Here is a 26,552-nt window from a genome sequence, read left to right as displayed (position 1 = left end):
TCCGCATTAGATATATTGGTAATGCATCAAAGCATAATCTATTGGGATCGGCCATGCTAAGGTTTTAGGTAACTTTTATTTTTATGAATATGGATCTACCTATCGCAAGAGGGAATAAATTCACTACCACGATAACATATAGAGCAGATGTATCGGACCGGCGCCAAGTTTCCTACTTCCCCCGAACCATGAGCAGAGGAACGTCCGTCTCATGTTTCAGATAATCAGAGACGCTACCGAACAAGATATCGGAGAAGGTTTTGTGGCCGTGGGTTGCCATGGCCACAAGATCGTAGTCACCTTCCCCTATTTCCTTCACCAATTCTTTTTCGGGTTCCCCACTCAAAAGGAGTTTTTCGGCATTGATTCCGGCATCGCGGAATTGCTTGAGTACCGGATCAAGAAAACGATCGGCCTTGGCCTTTAGAGCGCGGTCCTGATCAATGGTATGAGAGTGAACGACATGGGCAAGGGTCACCCTGCCGTTTCCGCAACGGCTCATGTCGATGATCTTCGGAATAATGGCATGATCGACAAGGGAGCAATCCAAGAGTAACAAAATATGGGAAAAAGGACACATCAGGCGGCACCTCCCGTAAGGGTCGAATAGAGAAGATAGATATTCAGGCCAATGACGAGGAGAGAGATAGCCGAAGCCAGCAGGAATTCCGGCAATTTTGTCCTGAACACCCCCATAAGAGATTTCTTTCGACACAACAACAGCAAGGGCACCAGGGTAAAGGGAAGCTGGATGCTTAAAATCACCTGGCTGAATATCAAAATCTTGTAGGTATCGATTGCCGCCACAATGATGACAAAGGAGGGAATGGCCGTTATAAAAGTCGAAATACGATACAGCAGGGTTTTCGGGTCTTCGGGTTTTCCGAGGAAGCCCGTGATGACATTGACCTCGGCCATGGAAGAGGTTACCGAAGAACCGACACCGGAAAAAACAAGGGCAACGGCGAAAAGAAAAGCGGCGAAGCTTCCCGCCAAGGGCACCAAGGTTTTCGAAGCATCCTCGATGCTGGTTACTACAACACCGTTGCCGTGAAACACCCTTGCGGCGACTATGATCATTGCTGCGTTCACGACCAGACCAAGCAAAAGTGCGGAGAGGGTATCGATATGTTCATATTTCAAAAGAGAAAGCTTTTTCTCATCGCTTATTCCCCACTCCCTGGAATGGATAACATTCGAATGGAGGAAGATATTATGGGGCATCACCACCGCGCCCAATATTGCCATGGCGATATAGATGCTGGAGGAATCAAGACGGGGAATCACGAGGGACGGAAAGACCTCACGCCAAACAGGCTTTACGATGACCAGCTCCGCGACATAGCACAAGGCGATAATGCCGAGGAAGGCAATAATGACCCGCTCCAGCTTGTGATACCGCTGCCCGACGATCAGAAAAACCTCGAGGAAGACCGTCACAAGAGCCCCCAGCCAGAGAGGCAGTCCCAAAAGCAGATTGAAGCCGATCGCACCGCCCAAAAGCTCGGCAACATCGGTTGCGACACAGGCGGCAACGATCGAAATCCCCAGAAAAAAAGATACGGGTCGGGGAAAGCCATCACGAATATTGACAGCCAGAGACTTTCCCGTTGCAATGCCCAACTTCGCAGCCATATTCTGTACAACAATAAGCATTAGGGTGCTTAAAGAAATCACCCATAAAAGGCTATAGCCGAAGCGGGAACCACCCTCTATATTGGTGGCCCAGTTGCCGGGATCAATAAAGCCTACAGTCACAAGAAACCCCGGTCCCAGAAAGGCAAGAATTGTTTTGAATCGCTTTTTGATGCCCATAGCTACCTCGGCATCATTATGCTCTTAACATAGAGATTAGTGAATAGTAGTCTCCTCACGATTCGCTTTATCTTCACCAGATCCCATCAGCTCATACCCCGGCCTTAGATTCAATTCTCGAATTAATTTTCCGATTTCGTATTGAGAAAATAATCGTCGACCCAAAGGCAATCAGCAAAAACGCCAGACTGATGGGTCTGGTTACAAAGATAGACAGGCTGCCGTCAGACAGAATCAAGGCTCTCCTGAAATTCATTTCGGCAAGAGGACCGAGAACTATTCCAAGAAGAATAGGCACAAGTTGAAAATCAAGACGCCTCAGAAAATAGGCCAGTATCCCGAAGATATAAATGTAATAGACATCGTAGATACTATTATTGGTTGAGTAGGCGCCTGCAGTACAAAAAACAAGAACGATACATGCAAGGATCTCAAAGGGAATTCTGGTAATATGCGCATAGTATCTTGTAAGTACGCGACCGACGATCAATAAGGAAATGTTAACGATTATCAGGCCAATCATGATTGCATACAGGATATTCCCCTGTTCCTTGAACAACATCGGCCCGGGAACCATGCCATGAATCATGAAGGCTCCCATGAGTATCGCAGTCGCGCCATCGCCGGGTACCCCAAGGGTAAGCATTGGAATCATGGTAGCACCACATGCACCGTTGTTTGCCGATTCAGAAGCAGCAACCCCTTCGATTTCCCCCTTTCCAAAGGTTTCAGGATGAGAAGAACTCTGCTTTGTTTGATTGTAAGAGATAAATCCGGCAAGCCCACCTCCGGTCCCCGGAGTCGCACCAATGATAACCCCAATGAGGGTCCCAATAGTAATTGGCCTTCTGCATCTCTTATACTCTTCCCTGGTTACCACACATTTGGTAATTGAATCGGCATCAACAACCTTACGGTCTGTCTTCGGATTGTACTTAGACTTCATGAGAATCTCAGAAATTGCAAATAAACCTATCAAAGCAATAATGAGATCGATTCCCCGTCTGATATTGATATTTCCAAAGGTGAACCTCACGGCCCCGCTGATATTGTCCATGCCGATCGTCGAGACAAAAATTCCAATACAAGCACCCATAAGCCCTTTGAAGATATTCTTGTTGGATACACCGGCGATAACGGAGAGACCGAATACGGACAAGGCAAGATACTCCGCAGGTCCGAAGAGAAGGGTTATCTTTGCAATTTGAGGAGCAGCGAAGAGAAGAACGAAGGCACTCACCAAGCCGCCGATAACAGACGCATGCAAAGCCATGGAAAGAGCCTTGTAGCCCTCCCCCCTTTGCGTCATCGGATAGCCGTCGAACAGGGTAGCGGCATTTGCCGAGGTTCCGGGCGTGTTTATCAGGATGGCAGTGATTGATCCACCGTAGGTACCGCCGACATATATCGCCAGGAGGATAATAATCGCAACGGAAGGTTCCATACCGTAGGTCAACGGAATACAAAGTATGATTCCAAGATCGGAAGTAAGCCCCGGAATAGCGCCGACAATAATTCCTATCACAAGGCCGACGGGAATGGCAAGGAGGACCTGCCAGCTTGCCAATGTATGCAATCCATCCAAGAAAATTTCCACTTTGGCTCCTCCTTCAAGGCAATGAGATATGTAACATGGTGGAAAACAGGAAATAGACTATGCCGACGACCGAAAGCGGAATTGCATAGTAAAACCATGTACGTGCCCCATAGTAACGAAGCACCGCAAACACCATACAAATAGTGGACGGTATGAAACCGAAGAATTTAAACAAAAAAACGAAGCCGATGATGATGAGAATATAGACGGAACTTCTTACCACATCTCGGTATTCCCTGGTATTCCTATACTCCTTATCCAGCTCTATCTCTCGCTTCGGAATAAAAAATAAGCCCTGAATAAGCAGGATGAACGAAAAAATGAATAACCCGCCAATTGCTATCCTGGGAAAGGTCTGGGCATTAATAGCCGTAGTCTCCATCGTCTTGACCTGGGAAGGAATCAAGAACCAAAAGAGTCCGGAAACTACGGTAAAAAGCCCTCCGGCTATCATCTCTGCATTAAATTTTATCTTCATAAGAAAATATTTCCATTCAGCATGTTGCCGGAGGAAGGCCCGCCGGCAACATAATCTGCTTATTTGATGAGATCGATGTATTCCTTCATAGCCCCTGTCTGAAGCCTTATATTCTCGAGGATCTGATCCTCAGTTGCTTCCCACGCTTCCATTCCGAGATCTTTCATGAATTTTTGGAAAGTCGGATCAGCATAGACGTCTCGGATAAATTGGGTAAGTACTGCTTGTTTGGCAGGATCGACGCTATTTCTTACCGCAAAATAATCCATTCCGATAAATTCCGCATCAACTCCCTGGGATTTAAATGAGGGAATATGGCCGATCCCTTCGACATCAATGCCTTCAGGGATAAAAGTGCCAAGACAAGCCAACTCTCCGCTTTTCACATAGTCTCTATATACCGGGGGGCTGCCGATTGCGATATCAACGTGGCCGCCGATAAGTGCATTGATCGCATCCTGGCCACCATTATAGGGTACTGCTTGCGCATCGATGCCGAGCTTTTTAAATAGCACAGCTATCATCGTATAGCTATCATTACCCGGTCCCCCGGTGGTCGCATACTTGATCCTCTTCCCGTTCTTGGCGGCTGCTATGAGTTCATTCAAATTGTGGATCTTACTGTAGGAAGGATTGCTAAGAACAACAAATTCGACTATCCGCATGCCGATAAGCGGGGTAATGTCGTCAATGGTATAGGTAACATCCTGAAAGGCCGGGGTTAGGGAAAAAAGAGGACCGTTTGAGACTACCATTGTGTATCCGTCGTCCTTGGCAAGCATAAGCTCGTTCATCGCAATAGTACCGGCACCACCCGTCTTATTTTCCACAATCACAGGGACACCAAGATATTCCTCTCCATAGGATGCAACCTTCCTCGCAATGGTGTCCGGCCCCCCGCCAAGACTCCAGGGCATGATGATAGTCACCTGCTTACTGGGGAAGGCTTTTTCTTTTTCTGCCTGGCCTTCTGCAAAAAGGCTGCCAAAAGCGAAAAACAAGACACACATCAAAGCCAATACTCTTTTCATACGTCATCTCCTTGTTCTGTTTTTGACCAGTCAAATCTGACTGATATTTCTCTGTCATCGAGCCCAAGCAGGATTGCCTGGAAACCAGCATCAACGGCGAAATACGGAGTATATGAAACCTCATCGGTGAACAAAAACCGGAATTTCTTTCCGGAATCCGATAATCTGTCGTAGACACTCCGGTTGGCACTATTGTTTCGTTTATCCGAGGAAGAACAGGTAACGATCAGACCACCGGTCAGATATTCTATAAGGGTCTCATCAATACTGTCCTCCTGGCCATGATGAGGCAATTTGAGAACGTTCCCATTTTTAGCAAAAAGCAATGTTTCCTTCCTCCAATTCGAAGGACAGTTATCCGCGGCAAGCAAAACACCTTTATCTTTGTACGCTATCCCGATGACCAAGCTATAGGCGTTGGAACGTTCGTCAAGCTCGATGAGCTTATCAAGGACAGCATCGGAGTTCTCTCGAAACACCTGCTCAACTTTCGCAGAATAGGCCGCCAGGGAAGCCCGTGACGGTTCAAGGACCCTAAGCACGGCCCCCTGAAATTCTATAAAATCGCCGCTGGCGATCACTCGCTTTTCTACCGATGAGGCAAGTATCTCCTTGAAGGCATTCAGAGCCCTTGTATACAGTACGATGTTCCTCCTTTTCTCAGAAACAAGGGAGATGGTTTCCTTCCCTGCAATCGAGGGCAGGTACGGGACATAGACCATATCAACCTCAACGGCTTTAAGAATATCCGTCACTCCACAGACATGATCCTCATGAATATGGGTAAGAATAACGAAATCCAACTTCCCTATATTATTCTTTTTCAGGTAATCAAATAGACGAATTCGATTCGCCCCTGTCGCATACTCTTCCTCCAAAGAACTTCCACCATCAATTAAAGCGGCATGCCCATTGTTCCTAAGCAGTATGGCATCTCCATACCCAACATTTACAAACGTTATCTCCATATCCTTCCCTATGATGTAGCCCTGACAAGCAAGGTTGTTTCCGAAAGTATGACCTCTTTCTCCGCCGCTTTGCCCTCAATAATCTCAATGAGCCGCTCGGAAGCAACCTTTCCTATTTCAAGCTTGTTGATCCTTACGGTTGAAAGCTCCGGTTCGACTATTTCGCTGTAGTCGCTATCGTCGAAACCGACTATTGCCAGATCCTCCGGAAGCTTGTAACCGGCGCGCAATGCAACTTTCATCGCTCCAATCGCAATTACATCATTTGTTGCAAAGATGGCAGTCGGCTCTCTTTTCTGGGCAAGCAGCTGCGTAGTACATTCCATTGAAGCCTCGAGACTCGGTTCCACACGCTTTACAAACCGCTCGTCAATCTCGAGGCCGTGCTTCTTCATGGTATCGACGAAGGCACGGTATCTGGCGTTGTAGACGTTAGGAGAAAAATTACCTGATATGATTGCAATATCCACGTGTCCCCGCTGGATCAAATGCTCAACAGCCTGAACCGTACCATTGTAGTTATCAACCGCCACACAGACAAGATCATCCATGTCAATGATATTGTTCAAAAGGACAACCGGTATATTTTGGCTCTTGAAACTTTCGATCGTCGCCTTATCGGTTTGGCCGCAGATAATCACTCCGTCCATCTGCTTTTTCATATATACTTGCCCTGTAGAAATATGGATATCACTTTCCGATGCTATGAATACCGAATACCCCTTCTCCTTGCAGGTCCGCAAGACGCCTTCGAATACCGGGGAATAAAACGGGTTTAAGACAACAGGATATTGCTGGTCGGCAACAATAAAACCGATATTGTCGGTTTTTTTCCTGACCATGGCTCTGGCAATGGCATCAGGAGTGTAGTTGATCTCCTTTGCCGCTTTATAAATGATGGTTCGGGTCTTTTCTGAAACCTTCTCGGGTGAAGCGAAAGCACGGGAAATGGTAGTTTTTGAATAACCGCAAAGCTTAGCAACATCCAATATTGTCGCCCCCATGTCGACTTCTCCTGATGAATATGAGGTTTCACAATGAGAACGTTCTCATTACAAGTATTGTATCATGGATATGGGAAAGCGCAAGGAAATCTTGAGTAGTGTTCCGAATATTGGTGATACGATTCCTTCACATAACCAGAAACATCCCTCTTGACCTTTTTTCTTTCATCACATATTTTACCACATGGTTAAACCATAAAGTTTAATCATGTGGTAAACACGGAGGTACACATGTTCACATTATCTTCCGATAACGAGCCGTCGAAAGAGGAGCTCATCCTTGAGGCGGCCATGAAGGTTTTCATCGAAAAAGGATGGAGCGGAGCAAGAATGCAGGAAATTGCAGATCGGGCGGGAATCAATAAAACCCTTCTCCACTATTATTTCCGTTCAAAGGAAAATCTCTACAGACGGATTCTTCAGCAAGTCCTCACCTTTTTCTTTCGGCAGGCCAGCATCAACTACGATGAGGCTGATGACTTTGAGAGCTTTCTGAGGAAGGCGATTGCGGCAATTATCGACACGGCGAATGATAATCCACAGTTGCCTATATTCATCATGCAAGAACTTTCCCGTGGCGGCGCAACAGTGCGCGAGGTACTGAGGGATGTTGTCGACCGAGAAGAGATGGTCCTACCCGAATTATTGATGTCGCGCGTTAGCCAGGCACTTGAGGCCGGAACAATACGCCGGATCGATCCCATTCAATTCCTTCTCACCCTGATTGGAGGCTGTATCTACTTCTTTGTTGCCGAGCCCATCGCCATGGAGATCATTAAAAAACAAGATAGCGCCGGGGTGTTCGATCGGGCGGCCTTCATCGAAGAACGCAAGGAGGAAATTTTCAATGTTCTCTACTACGGTATCAAGGCGTAAGGCGGGTCTAAAACCGGTCTTCATGCGATACAGACCGCCTGTTTCAATAGTACTTATCGGCATCTTTTTTTGTACCGCTATTACAAGTTTTGCCCAGACACCACAAGAAGCGATTGATCTTGCCCTTGCGCATGATAACGATATTGCGGCCGCTCGGGCAGGCACGGTAGCAGCCGAATACGGAGCACAGGCAGCTGCTTACGACCGTCTCCCACAGCTGAGCCTCGGCAGCAGCTATCAATACAGGGCCCCGGACAATGAACTCGATCTTACTCTGCCTACAGGCAGTACGACGATGAACCTTTCCCGGAAACACAATATGGAACTATCGGCAGGCCTTCACTGGCTTCTTTTTTCCGGTTTTGCCGTAGAATCGAACATCGAACAGCAGAGGTTGCAAAGCCTGCTTGCCGACAATGCCCTGCAATCGACGGAACTCGATGTTGCCTTCAAAACGATAAGCGCCTACCGAAATGTTCAGGCTACCCAGTTACAGCACAGCTCCCTTGCCTCTGGAAGAGAGCGGGCAAGAATTCAGTTTGAGCAGGTGGAACATCTGAGGGAGCAAGGTATGGCAAACGAAGTCGATCTGCTATCCCTCAAATTGGCGCTTTTAGACTACGACCGCCAGCTTATGGAAACCGCTGCAAACATCGACAATGCCCGCCTGACCCTTGAAACGCTGACAGGCAGCAAGACATTCACCGTCCGACAGCCTCTCGCACAGCTCCCTTCTCTGGTGGTTCCAGAACTGCACATCGAACAGCTGTATCAGATGCAGGCGTTTCGCATCCGCCAGGAGATGGCGAGAAACCAGCAACGGCTCACAGCGTCAGCGCAGCTACCCACATTTTCGGTGGATTCCCTACTCCACTATGGAAAACCAGGAACGAACTCCGTCGAAGACGAGTGGATGTTCTACGGCACAATAGGACTTTCGCTAAACTGGTCGTGCAACTGGGGAGGCAACAGGCTTGCATCGGCCGGTGCAAGAGCGGCAGTAACCCAGGCTGATGCAAATAGCCGGGCAGTCAGGCAACAGTTGGAGCAGATGTACAAAGAGGAAGTCCGCCGCTACATCAGTATGGACAGTGAGCTCGCCATACTGAAACAAGCCTTTGACGTTACGTCGAAAAAGATGGAGATCATCCAAGTACAATACAAGGAAGGAATGGCCTCGGTAACGGACTTCAACGATGCAAACCTTGCTCTCACCCAGGCTGAACTTCGCTACCGCAGTCAGATCCTTGCAATTCTGCTGGAACTGAATCGTATCGAGATGTTAAGCGGAAAACCAATCGAACAATGGAGCGTTTCACAATGATCATACAGGCTTCAAAGCGAATACTTGCCGTCCTCTTGCCCCTGATGCTTATAGCCGGCTGTGGGAACGGAAATGAAGAACAGAGTTTTAGCGGACAGACCGACAGCGACACGATTGTACTCTCCTCCCAGAGTGCGGGTATCATTACATCGGTCCTCGTCGACGAAGGCACCAGCGTCGAAAAGGGGGATCTCCTTGCCGAGATCGACACCGAAAGGTTGGAGCTGCAGCGCCAGCAGCAGGCTGCCCAGCTCGACGGTATCGAGGCCCGAATACAGGCCGCCCTCTCCCAGATCGATCAAGCCAAGAAGGAACTATCACTCAGCGAGGAGACCCTTGCCAAAACCGAAAAGCTTCTGCCGCAGGGAGGAGCAACTCAGCAGAGAAGGGACGAGCTGGCCACCCAGGTAGGGGTCGGCAGGTCGAAAATAAGGGGACTTGAGGCAAACTACGACCTGCTGCAGGCACAGAAGAAAGAACTTCTTGCCGGCATGAAACTCACCGACATAGCCATCCGCGACTCGTCGATAAGCGCCCCCATAGACGGAGTGGTCCTGAATCGTTTTCATGAAGCAGGAGAGCTGGCCGCCACAGGAACTCCCCTTTTCGAACTTGCCGATCTCTCCTCGCTTACCGTCAAGATCTATGTCCCCCTTGCCCAGCTGCCGGCGCTTCGCATCGGAAGCGAGGTTTCGATCATGGTGACGGGAAGCGAAGAAAGGTTGACGGGCAAGGTCGAACAGATAGCCGACGAGTCGGAATTCACCCCAAAGACGATTCTTACCAAGGAAACCCGCGAAACCCTGGTCTACGAGGTAAAGATTAGTGTTCCGAATCCTGGTGGTCTGCTAAAGATAGGAATGCCGGTAGATGTATACCTCTGAAAAAGAAGCAACGGCCGCCCTCGAAGCCCGGGCCGTTTCAAAAGGGTACGGAGCGATCAAGGCACTCAGCAGGGTCTCCTTTTCCGTAAAAAAAAGCACAATCTTCGGTCTGATCGGCCCGGACGGAGGGGGAAAGACCACCCTCATACGTGCATTCGTCTCTTTACTCACCCTGGACGAAGGCGAACTCTACTTTCAGGGAAGGAGGGTGAATAAAAGTGCCGACTTCGTCCGATCTCATGTCGGTTACATGCCGCAGCGTTTCAGCCTTTATCAGGATCTGAGCGTGGAGGAAAATCTGCGCTTCTTCGGCCGGCTTTTCGGAGTCGAACGGAGCGATCTTGAAAAACGTATTCAAAGACTGTACGAATTTTCCGGCCTCGGGAGTTTCACGAAACGCAGGGCCGGCGCCCTCTCCGGCGGAATGAAACAAAAGCTCGCCCTCTCCTGCATGCTGGTTCATGCTCCGGAGATTATCATTCTTGATGAGCCGACCTTCGGCGTCGACCCTGTTTCGCGAAACGATTTCTGGGCGATCCTTACCTCGCTACGCGATGAGGGTACGACTATCCTTGTCAGTACCGCATACATGGACGAGGCCTATCTTTGCGACATGGTGGGCCTGATGTTCGGCGGAAAGCTTCTGGCTGTCGATGAACCGAATAGGCTCAAATCCTATTACGAGGTTCCCCTCTACCGTGCAGAAGGAGCTAAAGCACATCAAATCTACCGGTTTCTCGACGAAAGCGGTCTCTGCGACCAGTGTAATCTATTCGGCGACGGTGTTCACTTTACCTTGAAGAAGGCAGAAGATTCGAAGCATATCGAAACGCTCATCCAAAGCACTCCGTATACACTCGACAATATCGTTCGGATAGAACCGGGGATTGAGGACCTGTTTCTCCTCCTTATGGAAACGAAAGGAAGGTATACATGATAGAGGGAAAAAACATGGAGGAAAGATCCGCCGTCGATGTCGACGGGCTGACACGTCGCTTCGGCGATTTTATTGCGGTAAATGGAATTTCCTTCCAGGTTGCGAAGGGAGAAATCTTCGGATTTCTCGGTGCGAACGGCGCAGGCAAGACAACGACCATTCGTATGCTTTGCGGCTTACTCTCGCCCACCGGCGGAAGCGGAAGGGTAGCCGGTTTCGATATCAGCAGTGAATACGAGAAGATAAAGGAACGTATCGGCTACATGAGCCAAAAATTCAGCCTATACGAAGACCTCACGGTCATGGAGAATATCGAATTCTACGGTGGAATCTACGGCCTCGGCCGCAATGAAGTGATCGAACGGAGCAGAGAACTTTTCGCGATTATCGGCCTTAACGAACATGCGGACCAACTGGCAGCCTCCCTTCCCATGGGATGGAAGCAACGCATGGCATTGTGCGCCAGCCTGCTTCATGATCCGGACATCATTTTCCTCGACGAGCCGACAAGCGGTGTCGATCCCGTGGCACGGCGTAGTTTTTGGCTGCTCATCTATCAGCTTGCGGAAACGGGTAAGACAGTATTCGTCACCACACACTATATGGATGAGGCGGAGTATTGTAATCGCCTGGCGATCATGAAACAGGGTGAGATTATCGAATTGTCGGGCCCGCAGGAGTTGAAGAAACGCTACGGAGTACGCTCCATGCAGGAAGTATTTCTCGAAGCCGTACGGGAGGAAAAGATATGAAGAGTTCGATTCCGGCGATCGTCGGGAAGGAGATTGTCCACATCCTCAGGGACAAGCAAAGTCTTTTTATGGTTCTTACCATGCCTGTCCTCATGTTGCTGCTGTACGGCTACGCCATCACCCTCGACATGCAACGTATCACTATCATGGTCATCGACAATTCCGGCACGCCGCAGAGCCGGGAGCTGATCCGCCACGTTTCTTCAACCGATTTCTTCCGGATAAGCAAGGTGGACAGCGGCATTCACGACATCAATACCCTGTTTCAAAGCAGGATGGCCCTGTGTGTTCTTTTTATCCCCGGCGATTACGCCGAAAGCATAATTTCAGGTCGACAGGCAGACCTTCAACTCGTGATCGATGCAAGCGATCCCAATGCGGCGAGCTTCATCCAGAATTATATGGGAAAGGTGACCTCAGAGGAGATGATAAGGCGTAACGGAACAGAGGCCGGACTCTTTTCCGTAGAGCCGAGGATCTTCTACAACCCGGATATGCGGTCGGCACCATTCTTCATTCCCGGACTTATCGCCCTCATCCTTATCCTGATAAGCGCCCTTCTGACAAGCATCGCCATTGTACGGGAAAAGGAGAGCGGAACCATGGAGCAGCTTTTGGTCAGCCCGGTAAAGCCGTCCCAGATCATCATCGGTAAGGTCCTCCCCTATACCCTCCTCGGCTTTGTCGACGGGGTAGTTATCCTGGTTCTCGGCAGCCTCCTTTTCGATGTTCCGATTCAGGGGTCCTTCCTTCTTGTCGCCTGTATGATGGTGATCTATGTCGTAACTGGACTCAGTCTCGGCATACTGGTATCGACGATCTCCCAAAGTCAATCGGTGGCGATGCTTGCGGCCATCACCCTGACCATCCTTCCTTCCATGCTGATGAGCGGATTTATCTTTCCCATCAGCAGCATGCCCCGGGCATTTCAATACTTCAGCAGGATCGTACCGGCAACCTATTTTATCGAGATCATTCGGGGAATCGTTCTGAAGGGAAACGGCATCGCACAAATCTATCGGCAGGCGGCCGTGCTGCTTGGCATAGATATCTTTCTCATCACGGTAAGTATCAGAGCATTTCGAATTCGCTTGGAGTAGATCATGAGACGAATCATCGCGGTCGTACGGAAAGAGTTCAGGCAGATCCGCCGAACCAAGGCCTATATCGGCATTATTTTTATCGCACCCTTCATGCAGCTACTGATTATGGGATCGGCCATCACCAATGAGGTAAAACATATTCCTTCAGCGGTTTTGGATCTTGATTGCTCTCCGCACAGCAGAGAGGTGATCGAAGCGTTTAAGGCAGTGAATCTTTTCGATTATCTCGGTGAGGTCCAGTCACGGCAGGAGGCAACAGCAGAGATGGACGATGGACGCCTCAAGCTTGTGCTCGTAATTCCCCGGCACTTCGAGCGTGATCTCTCCAGGGGGATCAGGCCCGGCATTCAGGTCCTTATCGACGGGGTGGACGGCAACTCGGCAGGAATCAGCCTCGGGTATATCAATTCGGTACTTGCAAAGGTCCAACATGATTGGGTACTCCATACAGCAGGACAAAGTACCGCGTCCATCAATCTGATCCCGCGCATGCTCTATAATCCCGATCTCGACAGCACCCTCAACTTCGTTCCCGGTCTCATCGGCATCCTTCTGGTCATGATGACAACCATGCTTACCGCCCTCAATATCGTTCGGGAAAAAGAGATCGGAACACTGGAGCAGCTCATGGTGACCCCGCTGGAAGGGTGGCAGCTGATTATCGGTAAGATCATTCCCTTTACCGTCCTGGGCTTCCTGCAGTTTACCATCGGTGTGCTTGCCGCCCGAATCATCTTCGCAATCCCATTACGCGGCAGCCTGCCCCTCCTCTATGCAATGGTCGGCCTCTTTTTCCTCTCGACCATGGGGCTTGGAATCTTTGTTTCGACCATAACGCAGACCCAACAGCAGGCGATGTTCGTCGCCTATTTCATCATCATTTTTATGCTTCTGCTTTCCGGTTTTTTTGTTCCGATTCAAAACATGCCGATATTCGTCCAGTATCTCACCTTGGTTAATCCCCTGCGCTATTTCATAAACGTCCTTCGGGAAATCTACCTTAAGGCGACCCCCTTCCGTTACCTCTGGCGCGAGGCCGCTGCAATGGGGAGTATAGGGCTTACCCTCCTCATCGGGGCCGCCTTGCGCTTTCATAAGAGGCTGGGGTGAAAAAGCCTTTTTCCACAGATTTACTAGAAAGCCTTTACAATTTGTTTACTTTTTGCAGGTAGCATGCCTTCCGTAATTAACCAAACGGAGGTTTCTTGTGAAGCAAAAATCAGGTAAAGATCCAATGTAATACCGCATGGATTATCGGTTTGGTTCGAAATTCCTCAGGTTCCAATGATTTAAACTTTTTTTAGTGCGCCGTTATATATTCCCGACAAAAAGTAGTATATTAGCCCCAATGGAGTTATCAACTGATAAGAAACAGCGGACCATCGAACCGGGGCATCCCCTGCCCCTCGGGGCCTACATTACGGGGCGGGGGGCACAGTTCAGCATTTTCTCACGTAATGCTACGGCGGTACGTCTTCTGCTCTTCGACGAGGCTGATGACACAAACCCTTCGGAAACATATCAGCTTGATCCGAAACAAAACAAGACCGGGGATATCTGGCATATCCATATACACGGACTAAGAACAGGTCAGTTCTACCTTTATCAAATCGACGGCCCTTTTGAACCCGAAAGGGGCCATCGCTTTGATCCGGAGGCCCTTATCATAGATCCTTATGCAAAGGCAATTGCACAAGAAAGGCCGTGGGTTGAGTGGCGGCGGGAGTTGACGCCCAAATGCGTGGTGGTGAACGACTATTTTGATTGGCAGGGAGACAAACCTCTCAACTATCCATTGCGTGACTGCATCATCTATGAGGCACATGTTGGAGGATTGACCCGTCATCGTTCTGCATCATCCGCCGCTCCCGGCAGCTACAAGGCCGTTATCGAAAAGATTCCCTATTTCAAAGAACTGGGAATCACCAGCATAGAATTCCTTCCGGTCCATGAGTTCAACCCGCGGGAGTTTTCCCGGTACAATCCCGTCAACGAAGCGTTGCTCACAAACTACTGGGGCTACAGCACCGTAGGTTTCTTCGCGCCGACCTGCGGTTACTCATCTTCCGGCTGCGAGGGAGATCAGGTTCATGAGTTCAAGGAGATGGTGCGGGAGCTGCACAAGGCGGGGATAGAAGTGATCCTCGACATTGTTTTCAATCATACCGCAGAAGGCAATAAAGAGGGGCCGACCTTCTCCTTTCGGGGACTGGACAACAGCATCTACTATATTCTTACCCCGGACCGCAAGGGCTATATGAACTACTCGGGCTGCGGGAATACCATGAATTGCAACCACCCGATTGTCCGATCGTTGATTCTCGACTGCCTCCACTACTGGGTCATGGAGATGCATGTGGACGGCTTCCGTTTCGATTTGGGGTCGATCCTCGGCAGGGACGGCAGCGGCAAACTCCTCGAAAACCCTCCCATCATTGAACGGATAGCAGAGGACCCGGTGCTCAGGGACACCAAGATCATTGCAGAGGCATGGGATGCCGCAGGGACCTACCAGGTCGGAAGTTTTCCCGGCGGGCGATGGGCGGAGTGGAACGATCGTTTTCGGGATGATGTCCGCCGCTTCTGGCTCGACGAGCCCGGCATGATCTCCGCTCTGGCCATGCGTTTCTCTGGGAGTTCGGATCTGTACAGAAAAACAGGGAGAAAACCTTTCCATAGCATCAACTTCATCACTTCCCACGACGGTTTCACCCTGAATGATCTGGTCAGCTACAATACAAAGCATAACGAGATGAACGGAGAAGAAAATCGGGACGGTAACAATGCAAACCTTTCCTACAACCACGGCATAGAGGGACCAAGCGACGACCCGGAGATCGAAGCAGAACGAAACCGTACGGTGAAGAACTTCCTTGCGACCCTGCTTCTTGCAACGGGAACACCAATGCTGCTGGGAGGAGATGAGTTTCGACGCACCCAACAGGGCAACAACAATGCCTACTGCCAGGATAATGAAATTTCCTGGTTCGACTGGGAACTTCTGCAACGCCATGGGGATGTATTCAGATTTTGTAAGGAGCTGATCAAATTCCGCCGACGACACCCCGCATTTAAACGCTTCGACTTTTTCTCCGGTAAGGATATCAGCAGTAATGGACTCATGGATATTTCCTGGTACAATGAATGGTGTAAGGCGGTGGAGTGGAACAGAAAAGAAAATCGTCTGGCGATTCTCATTGACGGGAGCAAGGCCGAAATACAGGCAGACAAGGACGACAACGATTTTTACCTCATGTTCAACGCTACAGGTGAGGACACCCGCTTTACCCTGGCCCCTCCCCCATCCTGCAAGATCTGGCGTCGAAAAATCGACACCGCCGAGGACGTCGACATCCTCGAAATGGGAACAAGTCTACTTCTCAGCGACCAAGGCAGCTATATGGTAAAGGCACGCTCCGTCGTGGTCCTTGTATCCGACCCAACAGAGTGACGGCTACGATGCCCCTCTGGCTGCATCAAGATCATCATAGAGCTCAAAAACCCGATCCAGACGTGTCAGCTTCAGAACCGACAAAACCTGTTTATTTGCGCCCAAAAGGCGGAGATAGCCGGCCGCATCACGGGTCGTTTTGAGTCCGGTAACCAAAGCCGCCAAACCAGAACTATCCATGAACTCAACACCATTCAGATCAAGAATAATCAGGTTTCTCTTTTCGACAACGGAATCCTTAATTTGTTTCTTGACATCCGCCGCATGAACGGCATTAAGCCGTCCCTGCAAAACAATGAGGGCATGTGTCTCATCCAGGTATTCAACATTAACTGAAAAATCCATATATTACTCCTTATGTTTATTATAGTCGCCTGGAAAAAGCGAAGCAGGAGGATGAGCTTCCCATCCCTCCGGCGCTTTATATACGGCGGCATAGACAATGGCAGAAAGCATATAGATGTTGTAGAGTCCCCATCCACAATTAATCAGTAAACCTCCGATAGTAAGCGCCGAACCATTCACATAAGAAAACGTGCCGTAAACCATGGCCATGGCCGTGACAAGTATGACCCCCAATTGAGGGATGACAAGATTGAGTCCGCCATGTCGGCGCTGTCGATTTTTCGGAGTGACGATAAAAGACAAATTCTTTTTAAAAAGGGCTGTCAACGTCGCTTTAATGAAAATAGGGAAGAGGCCGAGATTGTACTGCTCTCCTCGATGCACAGGGATTCCCCAGGACAGATAACGAAAGAGCAGCTTATTCAGAATAAAAAACGGCAGTAAGTGGGCAAGAAATTCCCAGGACCAGGAGGTAACAGGGGGAATAGCGGTAAAGAGGTACACAGCAGGAGCAAGAAGCAGGATAATAGTAAAGAAGCCACTGAAATATGAATACATGGTGGCAAAGTACATTAAACGCTGAGTAAAGCTGAGCCCTTTGATACGAAACGGGTTTTCCTTGAAAAAGACCTGGATTGTCCCCTGGGCCCAGCGAAGCCGTTGTTTGAGAGAACTCTCGAGATCCTCCGGAGCTAAGCCGTAGGCAAGAATTTCCGAGTGGAAGATGCTTTTCCAACCGAGGGAATGAAGCCGCATTGCCGTTGCCATATCTTCAGTCACACTGATGGTTACCAGCGACTGGATGGGTATGGCCTCTTCGGAACGGGTTAGATTGATGCTCTCCAAGTCACTAACGGAGAATCCCATCCTTGCTCCCGGCTGCTCTTCCTCCGTACTTGTGAATAGATCCTCCTGACTCGCGATAAGTTGAGTATAGGCCTCCATGGCCGCCTGGTCCCCCTGCTCCGCCATCTCACGTAACATCAGGGCTATCTCCCCTACATCGGAGGCAGTCATCACCTTCTCGGCATCCCGAAGGGCCTTCCGCACCTGATCGCTGGCGTGCTCAAGGGGAGAGCCCGTTTTAATTAATTGCTCAGCCCTTTTCAAGCCCTCTTTGAGAATAGCTCTGGCTTCTTTCTGACTTTTCGTGGAGGTATTAATCTTTCGCACACTTTTTCGAAGCCGTGCTATGCCCTCTTCCATCTGTTCTTCCATTTCCTGAACAAAGCCGGTCAGACCAAGCTGGAGCAGGGCTTCCCTCCTGAGTAGTGCATTCGAACCGCAAAAAAAGGCGGCATTTCTTCCATCCTTGCCCTGCTGGATCGGGCCGTAAAAAAGCGGAGCATCACTACCGAAAGGATCCCCCGGAGGGATATTGTAAAAATACTGAGGTGTCTGGACAAATGCGATTTCCGGATCCGAAAAATAACCGATGGTGTGCTCCACGATGAGAGGAGCAGGAATCTGATCGGCATCAAGAATCAGGATATATTCCCCGGAGGTTTGCAGCAGGGCATTATTGATGTTCCCGGCCTTTGCGTGACGTGGCTTGCTTTCCCACTCACTACCACGAGTAATATAGGAGCAGCCAAGCTCGTCGGCAAGCCTTGCCATGGCCGGTCGGTTTCCGTCATCCAGGATGAAGACCGACTTATCACGCCAGCGGATATTCATGGCGGCCTCTGCCGTCATCCGAAGCAATTCCACAGGCTCATCATAGGTCACGATAAAAACATCGACCGAGCCTGTCGCAAGAGCAGTTGGGGTCCGGCGGCTTGCAGGCTTCCAGATCATAAAAATGAAAAGAAAGCTCTCTATGATTCCATAGGTTTCGGCAACTACCATGGGAATAGCAAACCAAAGGGCGTTAAGATTGAGGCTCTTCGTATAACGCCAAATGATGTAGTTAAAAGCAAGGACAATAGTAGCTGCTGCAAGTACACGGAATCCCAGTACCCGTGTCTTTATTCTTCGGGGATCGTCCGAAGGAGCAAAACAGCCCCAAAAGCGCGCGCCATCCGATTTCATATCAGACTCCTTTCCATACGCTTTTTCAGTATCCAATGATTTTCTTCTCCCTGCTGGCCAGGATGGTAGAGGACCTCATCCATCACCTGACGGATAAGCCAAAGCCCATAGCCGCCCTCATTGGCCTGTTCCAGGTTGGGTTCTTCGACGGCATCAAAACGAAAGGACTTGCCCCTGTCGAAGAGATGAAAGACAATCGAATCGGCCTCAAGTTCCAGGCTGATTCGAACATAGTCCTTTCCCAATCCTTCGGATTCAACACCACCATAGGCGTGGCGTATGGAATTGGTAATGAGTTCTGAGGCACAAAGCTCCACTTGAGAACTAATCTCTTCACCATATCCCATAAGTTGAACGTTCACCCACGAAGCAAGGCTATCAATGGCATCAAGAACATTCGGTTCCTGCCGCGACGGAAAGCGCGAATCCGCCGAAAAGACAATAAGGGTGACATCATCGCTTCGATACTCGGTTCCGGAAAAGCTATCAACGGCTGTAAGAATCGTCTGAAGGATCTCATCATTCCCTTTTCGTTCTTTTCCGCACTTCAAAAAGATCTGTTCCAAGCGTTCGACACCAAACAATTCTCCGTTCTCATTCTCAGCTTCGGTTACACCATCGCTGTAAAACAAAAACAGATCTCCCGGACGCGGCGCAATCTCTTCCATCTCCGAATCAAGCTGCCTCACAATACCTACGGGAAGCGAGGTAGCCCCAATTCTTTCGACACGGGAAGCAGCTGACACAAAGTGCAATGCATCGGTATGTCCGGCACTGGCATATTGGATGCGTCCCGTATCCGAATTTATTTTGGCTACTTGCATGGTGATAAACTTTTCCGAAGCGAGAAGATCTTCAAAAAGATGGTCGTTTACCGATGAAATCATGGCATCAGGTTCCAGCCCCCCCTCACTCCCGGAACGCAGGAAAGCCCGGGCCGACGAGGTCAGGAGAGCAGCAGGGATACCTTTTCCGGCAATATCGGCCAAGTGAACATAAAGAATTTTGTCATCACAGGTCACAAAATCATAGAAATCCCCGCTTACATATCTGGCGGGATAGGCCTGTGCGGAAAAAGAAAAACCGGGAAACGTCGGAAGCTTTTGCGGCAACAAGTTTCTTTGTACATCGGCCGCCAGCTGTAGTTCCTGTTGATCGCGCTGACGGTCAAGGAGCTGTTTCTGGAGCAAACGAAGCTCCTTTGTTCGCTCTTCGACCAAATCACTGAGATGAAGAGAATACCTTTCCAATTCAGCATCCTGCTGTCGTTGTCTGGTAATATCTTCCATTGTGCCGACATGGCCTATGACCTTATCATGATCCCTGAATGCCGCTCCATGAACACTGACCCAGACATCGTCGCCGTCGACAACGACTCGATGAACTCCCTGATATATACGGGATTCTTCGACAGACTTGTACCATTCTTTTGTAACAGTATCGATATCATCGGGATGAATTACCCGGGCCCAACCCTTTCCCAAAGCATTCTCAAAACTGAGATGAGTAATATCCTGGTACCGACTATTGGTATAGATACAATTTCCCCCATTGTCGGTTACAAAAAGACCGAGAGGAGATGCCTCGCTTATTGCGCGAAAGCGCGACTCACTATTTCGCAATTCCTGTTCCGTCTCTTTTTTTCGCAACAGCTGTCCGACCTGTCCGCCTATGGCATGAAGGATTTCGATAAGGTCCTGATTTTTCGCCAAGCGTTTTGAGGTAAACAACAGGATAATCGCAAAGACGGTCTCGCCCTCGTACACGCAAAGTCCTACAGAACTCTTCAAACCATTCCGCTTGGCGAGATCAGACCTGACAAATTTCGAGGTTTCAATGAGATCGGCCATCCAGACAGGATAATGCTTGCTATAGACGATACCAGGAAGCCCTTCACCGTACCGAAAAACCGTACCACTACTTGTTTCAAAGAAATCTTCTATTCCCTGGTTGTCAGAGCTCCAGACCCCTCCGCGGGAAAGTAGCATCTTCTCTTCATCGGGAAGCCATAATTCCGCTCCAAGCCAGCCAAGACTGGTACAGAGCTTCTCCATAATACCGAAAAGAATCTCTTCGCGGCTTCCCATACCCTGAGCGATAAGAGAGGTAACGCCATATTGGACGGTAAGGTAACGCTCGGCTTCTACTTGATGGGTGATATCTCTTACCAGCAAAACAAGCCCATTTATATTTCCAAAGTGATCATAGACCAAAGAAAAACGGACAGAGAGGGTTATCGAAGGGCCCTCTCCTGTTTCAATCTCTTTACGACTTTCCATATCGGACGCGCCAAGTGTTATGCGCCGTACCAACCCGTCGATATCGCTATATTCCGCAAGCTCGACGACCTCCGACACGGGTTTGTGGAGTACCGCCTTCTTCTTATAGCCGAGTATCTGTTCCGCACGCTTGTTCCAGGTTTCAATGTATCCATCAAGGGAAAGCAAGACGATACCTTCGGAGGAAAATTGAACGATGGAAGCAAGACGCTTTCGTAACGCTTCTGCCTGCATACGGGCCGTCACATTCCGGGAAACAATAACAACTTCCTTGGAAGATGTTTCCTTGTTAAAAACCTCCCGCATGGAACTCTCAAGCCAGATGCTTTCCTTTCCGCCTTTTTTCGATACTTTTCGGATAGAAACCATATCTCCGCCGTAGTTATCAAGCCATTTAATGCCGAAACGTTCCTCATTCGGCCCGACAATAAGGCGCTTAAACTCATGAGTTCCTACCAATTCCTCCGGTGAGTAGCCCAAAATAGATAAACAGGCAGGCGATACGTAGATGAGACCATCCTTGGGAGAGTAGCGAGAAATAATGTCCGTTGAGTTCTCAGCAAGAAGCCTATATTGAGCCTCATTCTTTTCAAGCCGATCACGAAGTCGTCTCTGTTCAGTCAGGTCATGGAGGATAGCAACCCTAAGCATTTTTTCCTCGGAATCGATAATGGTCTTTGCCCGAATTACCAAAGGAAATATCGTACCATCGCTCTTTTGTCCCGCTACCTCATAGGGATCAGAGTATCCCTTCGCTACCATTTCCCGCATGAGAGAGCGCGATTTCTCATCGACAATGTTGTACACATCTGTCCCAATGAGTTCCTGTTTGCTGGAATGGCCCAGTAATTCCACAAACTGATCATTACAGTCGACAATAACCTTGCCATCGTGGAAAACAATCCCTTCGACCGCAACCTCGGTAAGGCGTTTTAGAATATTCGAAGCCTCCTCCGCTTCAAGTAATTTCTCCAAACCAAAATCCGCTCGTTCCTTTTCTTTACGATAATTCCGGTAACTATAGATAAGATATTTCAGCCGGATATTGAAAAAAAGGATGGACAGTACCATAGCGGCAAACATCCCCAAAAAAGAGTGAAAGCCGGGAGAGGTATCAAACCAACGAAAAGTAACAATGCCCCAGGCTAATCCCGTCCCGCCCAAAGCGGTATAGAACCACGCACGCTTTAGAAAGAGCAGAGAATCTGCGACAACAATGAGCATCAGAATGACACTTTCATTGATATCACCGAGAACTTGAATATGCAAAACAGAATTAGCAATGACAAGCAAAAGTATGATGGCGGAAATACAATGAGAACGGGATTCCGCTATTCTCCTGTAATGAATAAGAGCCCAAAGCGAAACCATACCAATTGAGACCAACAAGCTCGAGGCCGATGCAAATCGTCCTCCCATGCCCGGCCGCGCAAAGAAGTAGGAAAAAGTAAAAATTAAATAAACAACAGCCCCACCTGCGGTGATGGCCGGTAAAGATTGCAAAAGCAGACGATCGAGATAATGAGAATATTCTCTGGAGAGATTTTCTCGCGTGTCAAACTTCTGACCATACTTTGTTTTTCTATGCATACACTACTTATTGTAGGAAAAGGCACTAATGATGTCGAATTTCACATTAAAATAGTGCTGGTAATAAGGCCCGCCCGATATGACGCTTTGACCCTCCCCTCTTTCTTTTATATACTTTTTTACCAAGGCAATGGAGTTTGCTTGCGGGTTATACGAATCCCGAATTGCCCCGGTTGTTGACTCCCTAGGTTTTGCCGAGGAGGGGCTGTTACGAGTGATGTAGTGTGGGTACTGATGGGAGGAGGCCTTGGTGCCGCCAGCCGATATCTCATCTCCCTGACCGCCGGTCGGCTGTTTGGAGACACCTTTGCATGGGGTACCATGACGGTAAACCTGGTCGGCTGCTTTTTTATCGGTTTTATCGTGGGGCTGGCCGACCGTACGATGCTTCCCAGAGTGTTGAAGGTCGTTCTTGTAACCGGCTTTCTCGGAGGCTTCACAACCTTTTCCTCTTTCTCTCTCGAATCCGTACGTATGTTTCTTGCCGGATCTTTCGGACGAGGAATGGCGAATCTTGCTGTAAATGTGGTGGTAGGTCTGGTGCTTACCTTGGCAGGTCTTGTTACGGCAAGCCGCATATAGGGGGGGAGAAGATGATTCAGTATCGGTCGATCAAAGTCTACACAAGAGAGAGGGCCCGCTATAAAGGAAAGGAACTTTCCTCCGCAATTGTTTCGTATATCCGCTCACTGAAAATATCGGCACGCTGCATGGTGTTTCGGGGTAGCGAAGGATGCTATGAAAACGGTGAGATTGTAACCAACAAGCTGGTGGCGCTCTCAAACGATATGCCCATCATGGTTGAGATACTTCTGCCGATAGCTGAATCTCAGCCGGTTATTGAAAAGCTCACCTCGATGGTGGGTGACGGCATCATCAGCACATCCCCCGCCGAGATAGCCTTGTTCAGGACCCCTTCGAGCCTCATTCCTCCTCATCTCCTTGTCCGGGATGTCATGACCGAACAGCCGGTCACCGCACATCCCGACTGGTCGGTTCGGGAGACAATCCAGCGCCTTGTTGATGAGCATCTGAAAGCACTCCCGGTTACCGACAAACTGGGTAACGTGGTAGGCATGGTGACCCAGGGGGATCTTATGAAGCACGGGGGAATGCCGATCCGCCTTGGTCTGCTTTCCACCCTGCCGAAAGAGGAGCGCAGTACATGGATGGAAAAAAGCAACAATCGAAATCTATCCGAGATCATGACACCGCATCCGCAAACCATCAATGCAGATCAAAAGGTTTCCGAAGCCCTGCATCTTATGGTCCGCAAAGCCCTGAAGCGTTTGCCGGTCGTCGACGGGAATGGAAAACTCTGCGGGATTCTGGCAAGAATCGATCTGCTGCGACTTCTCTCATCCAAGGTACAAACCGCCAGCGAGACCTCAGGTCCATCGACCGGCGGCAATCAGCTTCAACTGGTACGTGATGTCGTCCTACGCGACAGACTTGCCCTTCCGTCCCATATGCCGCTAAGAGAAGCCATAGACATATTGGCGCAAAAGGCGGCACAGCGCGCCGCCGTAATCGATGCCGACAACCATCTTGTCGGCCTTGTCACCGATTCGATCCTCATGAGGGTTATCGACAAAAAGACATCGACCATCCTTCCGCTTCGGCGCTTTGCCGCACGCCGTGCCGAATCGTTACAGCTCTCCCAAGTGATGAAACGCGAAGTCGTACGGGTGACCGAGGATACCTCTGTCGACGAAGCAATCAGGCTCATGACGGAGCAGGGCCTCAAGAGGATTCCGGTGGTCGATGCAGATGGGAAATTCTGTGGAATGATTCGCCGTGATTCCATTCTGATCGCCCTTTCCCGGTCGATATAGGAATTTTGTTTGATTTCCCCCCGATTCTTTTTGACTGCAGAACTCAATATCGTACCTCTATCCCCATTTCCTTTAGAAATCGTGTAGCGATGGAAACCGTATTGCGATATTCCAGGTGGTCTCGGTAATCCAAGGCTTGATGCATATACCAGCTTCCCTTATATGGGGGCTCTCTTGTGATATGGATGCCTCCGATCTCATTGCCTCCCCCTGCAGCAACCCAAAGGGGGATATCGTCATAACTCCATCCGGCAGCAGGGCCGATACGGATATCCCGCAAGACCAGGCGCATCACGGCTATGATCCGTGCACCTTCCATAGCCGAACAGCGCGGATGCTCCGTCATGGGGATACCAGTAAAGGGGAAAAACCGACTAACATAGACACTCTTCAGGTTCGGGTACTGTCGAATAAAAAACATAAAATCGACATAATCTTCATAGCGACTTTTCGTCACCTTTCCCCCGTTGACAATGGCACAATCGTCTTTGCAATCCGTACATCCGACTCCGGCCAACAATCCGCTCCCCAGTTCGAGACCGGCTTCACAAACCATCCGGCAAAGCTTTTCCTTTTCCTCGAAGCTGTCACCCGGCTTTACCTCATCAAAAAGTTTTCGATTGATCGTTTCGAAGGAAGCACCAATCCGTGTTACCCCCAGGTTTTTCAGCTCAATAATAGACTCCATGGACAATGCGGCCCCGCAATTGACGGTAATGGTGGAATCCGCATCTGCCTCGCGACGGATTGTCTCTACGATTTCAACCATCTCTCTTCCGTCGCTGCCTAAAGTGGTTCCTGCACTCAGATGATAGTCACGAACGCCATGTTCCTTGAGATAGCGGGCAGCCCGCAAGATCTCTTCCATCGATAGAGGCTCTTTCGGTTGCGTCCAGTAAGGACAGTACAGGCACAGCGGCTGAAGATTACAGGTAAGCACACTGGCAATACCTCCCGTCCACCGAAAGGTTGTACCAAGGAGCTTATTTCGTACCAGGCTGGCTGTCTTAAAGAGTTCCTGGGCGGCAGAAAATTCTTCGCTTTCACAGAACAAAAGAAGAGCTTCGTCTCTATCGATAGCCTGTTCCGCGGCCTTTTCCAACACACCGGAAAAACGTCTGTCTTCCATAATCTACTGCTCCTGAAGGATTTCCTCGCTGGTCAGCGAGTCGTTTCGATAGAAAAGGGAATAAAAGTTTTTACACTCGTTCACCACATCAAAACCAACGGTATCAGGATAGAGGGTCTCGGCCACCCATCCCAGGCTCATCAAGGACATGATCCCGTCAAGTGCCGCATATGCAGGAGAGGCATAGACCCGTTTGCTTTTTACCGCGGAGACCTGGGCCCATTGCGGACTGGAAAGAATAGCCTCACGTGTATCCGCTGTCTTGGTAATAATTACCTGCGGGTTCCAAAGCAGTACCTGTTCGAGGGAAATGGCAACGTGCTCATCGGTTGCTTTCATGCTGCTGCCATCATCCGTCGTTGCATAGTCGATGCCACCGGCAAGGGTGATAATGGAGGACATGACCGTTGCCCTGCCTACTGTCGAAAGAGGCCCGTCGTGGCTGGCATAGTAGACCCTCAAACGTTGTTCGTTCGGAACAAGGGCTACCTCTTCGGTAATCTTTGCAATGATGTTGTGCCAGTAATCCGCAAGCGTATTTCCGCGCTCTGTATTTCCCAAAAGATCACCCATGAACCTGAAAGAAGCCTCGTAATCCTGTAGCGTATCCTTCGATATGGCGACGACGGGAATATTCACCTGTTTCTGGAGATCCTCCAACTTGGGATCCTTGGTCATGGAAACGATAACATCGGGCCGGAGAGACAATAATTGCTCGGGATCAACGGCATCAAAAAAGACCGGCACCTCCGGTTTCTCCATCAGCCTTTTGATTTCAGCATCGGGGAACGGCATTCTTCCTCCCTTAAGGTTCATGGTAAAAACCCGAGAGCGGGAAGCCATTTTGTCGGGATCGAGCGCCCACACCATATAGTCGGGAATGGGATGTAAACATACAACCGTGTTCATTTCCGTTGGGAGGGAAACCGTACGATCAGCAAGGTCGATTATCGTCCGACGTTCCATTTGCACAGCCGTAGAGGCATCGTCTGTTTTTCCGGAACAAGCGAAACACAGCAGCATCACAAGAGATGCTGCCGACAGAACAAGAGCGCATGAAAATCTTTTTCCAGTCACTGAGAGTTCTCCTTTTACCCATTATATATACATATATATAATGGGT

22 protein-coding genes are annotated in these 26,552 nt (G+C 49.4%); 10 read left to right on the top strand and 12 right to left on the bottom strand.

What is annotated here, in order from left to right; genetic code table 11:
• Nucleotides 1–172: 172 nt before the first annotated feature.
• The 7 genes from F459_RS0101010 to F459_RS0100980 form a co-directional block, all read right to left on the bottom strand.
• A complete protein-coding gene (locus F459_RS0101010) occupies nt 173–580 on the bottom strand; it encodes a universal stress protein (RefSeq protein ID WP_013255982.1) in 408 nt (135 codons plus the stop codon).
• Complete coding sequence (locus F459_RS0101005; protein ID WP_020610872.1) at nt 580–1,815, bottom strand: Nramp family divalent metal transporter; 1,236 nt, start codon at nt 1,813–1,815, stop codon at nt 580–582. Before F459_RS0101005 ends, F459_RS0101010 begins: the two co-directional genes overlap by 1 nt.
• A gap of 91 nt (nt 1,816–1,906) precedes the next feature.
• Entirely contained in the window at nt 1,907–3,412 is a 1,506-nt protein-coding gene (locus tag F459_RS0101000; protein ID WP_013255984.1) for a tripartite tricarboxylate transporter permease, read from the bottom strand.
• 13 nt (nt 3,413–3,425) lie between these two features.
• Nucleotides 3,426–3,890 (bottom strand): tripartite tricarboxylate transporter TctB family protein, encoded by a 465-nt coding sequence (locus F459_RS0100995; protein WP_013255985.1) that lies wholly within the window; start codon nt 3,888–3,890, stop codon nt 3,426–3,428.
• Nucleotides 3,891–3,949: 59 nt separating this feature from the next.
• Nucleotides 3,950–4,921, bottom strand: coding sequence for a tripartite tricarboxylate transporter substrate binding protein (locus F459_RS0100990; RefSeq protein ID WP_020610871.1), 972 nt, complete (start codon nt 4,919–4,921; stop codon nt 3,950–3,952).
• Entirely contained in the window at nt 4,918–5,889 is a 972-nt protein-coding gene (locus F459_RS0100985) for a ComEC/Rec2 family competence protein (protein ID WP_020610870.1), read from the bottom strand. The genes F459_RS0100990 and F459_RS0100985 overlap by 4 nt, the downstream gene beginning before the upstream one ends.
• Nucleotides 5,890–5,897: 8 nt before the next feature.
• Nucleotides 5,898–6,893: a LacI family DNA-binding transcriptional regulator gene (locus F459_RS0100980; RefSeq protein ID WP_013255988.1), complete on the bottom strand. Its 996-nt coding sequence runs from the start codon at nt 6,891–6,893 to the stop codon at nt 5,898–5,900.
• A 231-nt stretch (nt 6,894–7,124) separates the two neighbouring features.
• On the opposite strand from F459_RS0100980, the gene F459_RS0100975 reads away from it, so the two are divergent.
• From F459_RS0100975 to glgX, 8 genes are all read left to right on the top strand, one after another.
• Complete coding sequence (locus F459_RS0100975; RefSeq protein WP_020610869.1) at nt 7,125–7,769, top strand: TetR/AcrR family transcriptional regulator; 645 nt, start codon at nt 7,125–7,127, stop codon at nt 7,767–7,769.
• A gap of 22 nt (nt 7,770–7,791) precedes the next feature.
• Nucleotides 7,792–9,093 carry a TolC family protein gene (locus F459_RS0100970; protein ID WP_245540039.1) on the top strand — a complete coding sequence of 434 codons (1,302 nt, stop codon included), beginning with the start codon at nt 7,792–7,794 and terminating at the stop codon, nt 9,091–9,093.
• Nucleotides 9,090–9,977, top strand: coding sequence for an HlyD family secretion protein (locus tag F459_RS0100965; RefSeq protein WP_020610867.1), 888 nt, complete (start codon nt 9,090–9,092; stop codon nt 9,975–9,977). The genes F459_RS0100970 and F459_RS0100965 overlap by 4 nt, the downstream gene beginning before the upstream one ends.
• Nucleotides 9,964–10,914, top strand: a complete 951-nt coding sequence (locus F459_RS0100960; protein ID WP_020610866.1) for an ABC transporter ATP-binding protein — start codon at nt 9,964–9,966, stop codon at nt 10,912–10,914. Before F459_RS0100965 ends, F459_RS0100960 begins: the two co-directional genes overlap by 14 nt.
• Nucleotides 10,911–11,666, top strand: coding sequence for an ABC transporter ATP-binding protein (locus tag F459_RS0100955; RefSeq protein ID WP_020610865.1), 756 nt, complete (start codon nt 10,911–10,913; stop codon nt 11,664–11,666). Before F459_RS0100960 ends, F459_RS0100955 begins: the two co-directional genes overlap by 4 nt.
• The gene (locus tag F459_RS0100950; RefSeq protein ID WP_020610864.1) at nt 11,663–12,766 is read left to right on the top strand and encodes an ABC transporter permease; all 1,104 of its coding nucleotides are present in this window, start codon (nt 11,663–11,665) and stop codon (nt 12,764–12,766) included. Before F459_RS0100955 ends, F459_RS0100950 begins: the two co-directional genes overlap by 4 nt.
• Nucleotides 12,767–12,769: 3 nt before the next feature.
• Complete coding sequence (locus F459_RS0100945) at nt 12,770–13,879, top strand: ABC transporter permease (RefSeq protein WP_020610863.1); 1,110 nt, start codon at nt 12,770–12,772, stop codon at nt 13,877–13,879.
• A gap of 238 nt (nt 13,880–14,117) precedes the next feature.
• Nucleotides 14,118–16,220, top strand: coding sequence for a glycogen debranching protein GlgX (glgX, locus tag F459_RS0100940; protein ID WP_020610862.1), 2,103 nt, complete (start codon nt 14,118–14,120; stop codon nt 16,218–16,220).
• 3 nt (nt 16,221–16,223) lie between these two features.
• On the opposite strand, the gene F459_RS0100935 is transcribed toward glgX, so the two are convergent.
• The 3 genes from F459_RS0100935 to F459_RS0100925 are packed head-to-tail and all read right to left on the bottom strand — an operon-like array spanning nt 16,224 to nt 22,465.
• A complete protein-coding gene (locus F459_RS0100935; protein WP_020610861.1) occupies nt 16,224–16,565 on the bottom strand; it encodes an STAS domain-containing protein in 342 nt (113 codons plus the stop codon).
• Nucleotides 16,566–16,568: 3 nt separating this feature from the next.
• Complete coding sequence (locus tag F459_RS22000) at nt 16,569–18,596, bottom strand: glycosyltransferase family 2 protein (protein WP_020610860.1); 2,028 nt, start codon at nt 18,594–18,596, stop codon at nt 16,569–16,571.
• Nucleotides 18,593–22,465, bottom strand: coding sequence for a PAS domain S-box protein (locus tag F459_RS0100925; RefSeq protein WP_020610859.1), 3,873 nt, complete (start codon nt 22,463–22,465; stop codon nt 18,593–18,595). The genes F459_RS22000 and F459_RS0100925 overlap by 4 nt, the downstream gene beginning before the upstream one ends.
• 222 nt (nt 22,466–22,687) lie before the next feature.
• Here F459_RS0100925 and crcB point away from each other — a divergent pair, with 222 nt between their 5' ends.
• Together crcB and F459_RS0100915 are read left to right on the top strand one after the other, a co-directional pair.
• A complete protein-coding gene (crcB, locus tag F459_RS0100920) occupies nt 22,688–23,047 on the top strand; it encodes a fluoride efflux transporter CrcB (RefSeq protein ID WP_026294817.1) in 360 nt (119 codons plus the stop codon).
• An 11-nt stretch (nt 23,048–23,058) separates the two neighbouring features.
• Nucleotides 23,059–24,300 carry a DUF190 domain-containing protein gene (locus F459_RS0100915; RefSeq protein ID WP_020610857.1) on the top strand — a complete coding sequence of 414 codons (1,242 nt, stop codon included), beginning with the start codon at nt 23,059–23,061 and terminating at the stop codon, nt 24,298–24,300.
• 43 nt (nt 24,301–24,343) lie between these two features.
• On the opposite strand, the gene F459_RS0100910 is transcribed toward F459_RS0100915, so the two are convergent.
• The gene (locus tag F459_RS0100910) at nt 24,344–25,429 is read right to left on the bottom strand and encodes a radical SAM protein (RefSeq protein WP_020610856.1); all 1,086 of its coding nucleotides are present in this window, start codon (nt 25,427–25,429) and stop codon (nt 24,344–24,346) included.
• 3 nt (nt 25,430–25,432) lie between these two features.
• The gene (locus F459_RS0100905) at nt 25,433–26,506 is read right to left on the bottom strand and encodes an ABC transporter substrate-binding protein (protein ID WP_020610855.1); all 1,074 of its coding nucleotides are present in this window, start codon (nt 26,504–26,506) and stop codon (nt 25,433–25,435) included.
• Nucleotides 26,507–26,552: the final 46 nt, after the last annotated feature.

This window comes from Sediminispirochaeta bajacaliforniensis DSM 16054 (assembly GCF_000378205.1).
In the GTDB taxonomy this organism is placed as follows: domain Bacteria; phylum Spirochaetota; class Spirochaetia; order DSM-16054; family Sediminispirochaetaceae; genus Sediminispirochaeta; species Sediminispirochaeta bajacaliforniensis.
The sequence above is the reverse complement of the archived record's forward strand: the minus strand, read 5'-3'. Positions and strand labels throughout refer to the sequence as shown.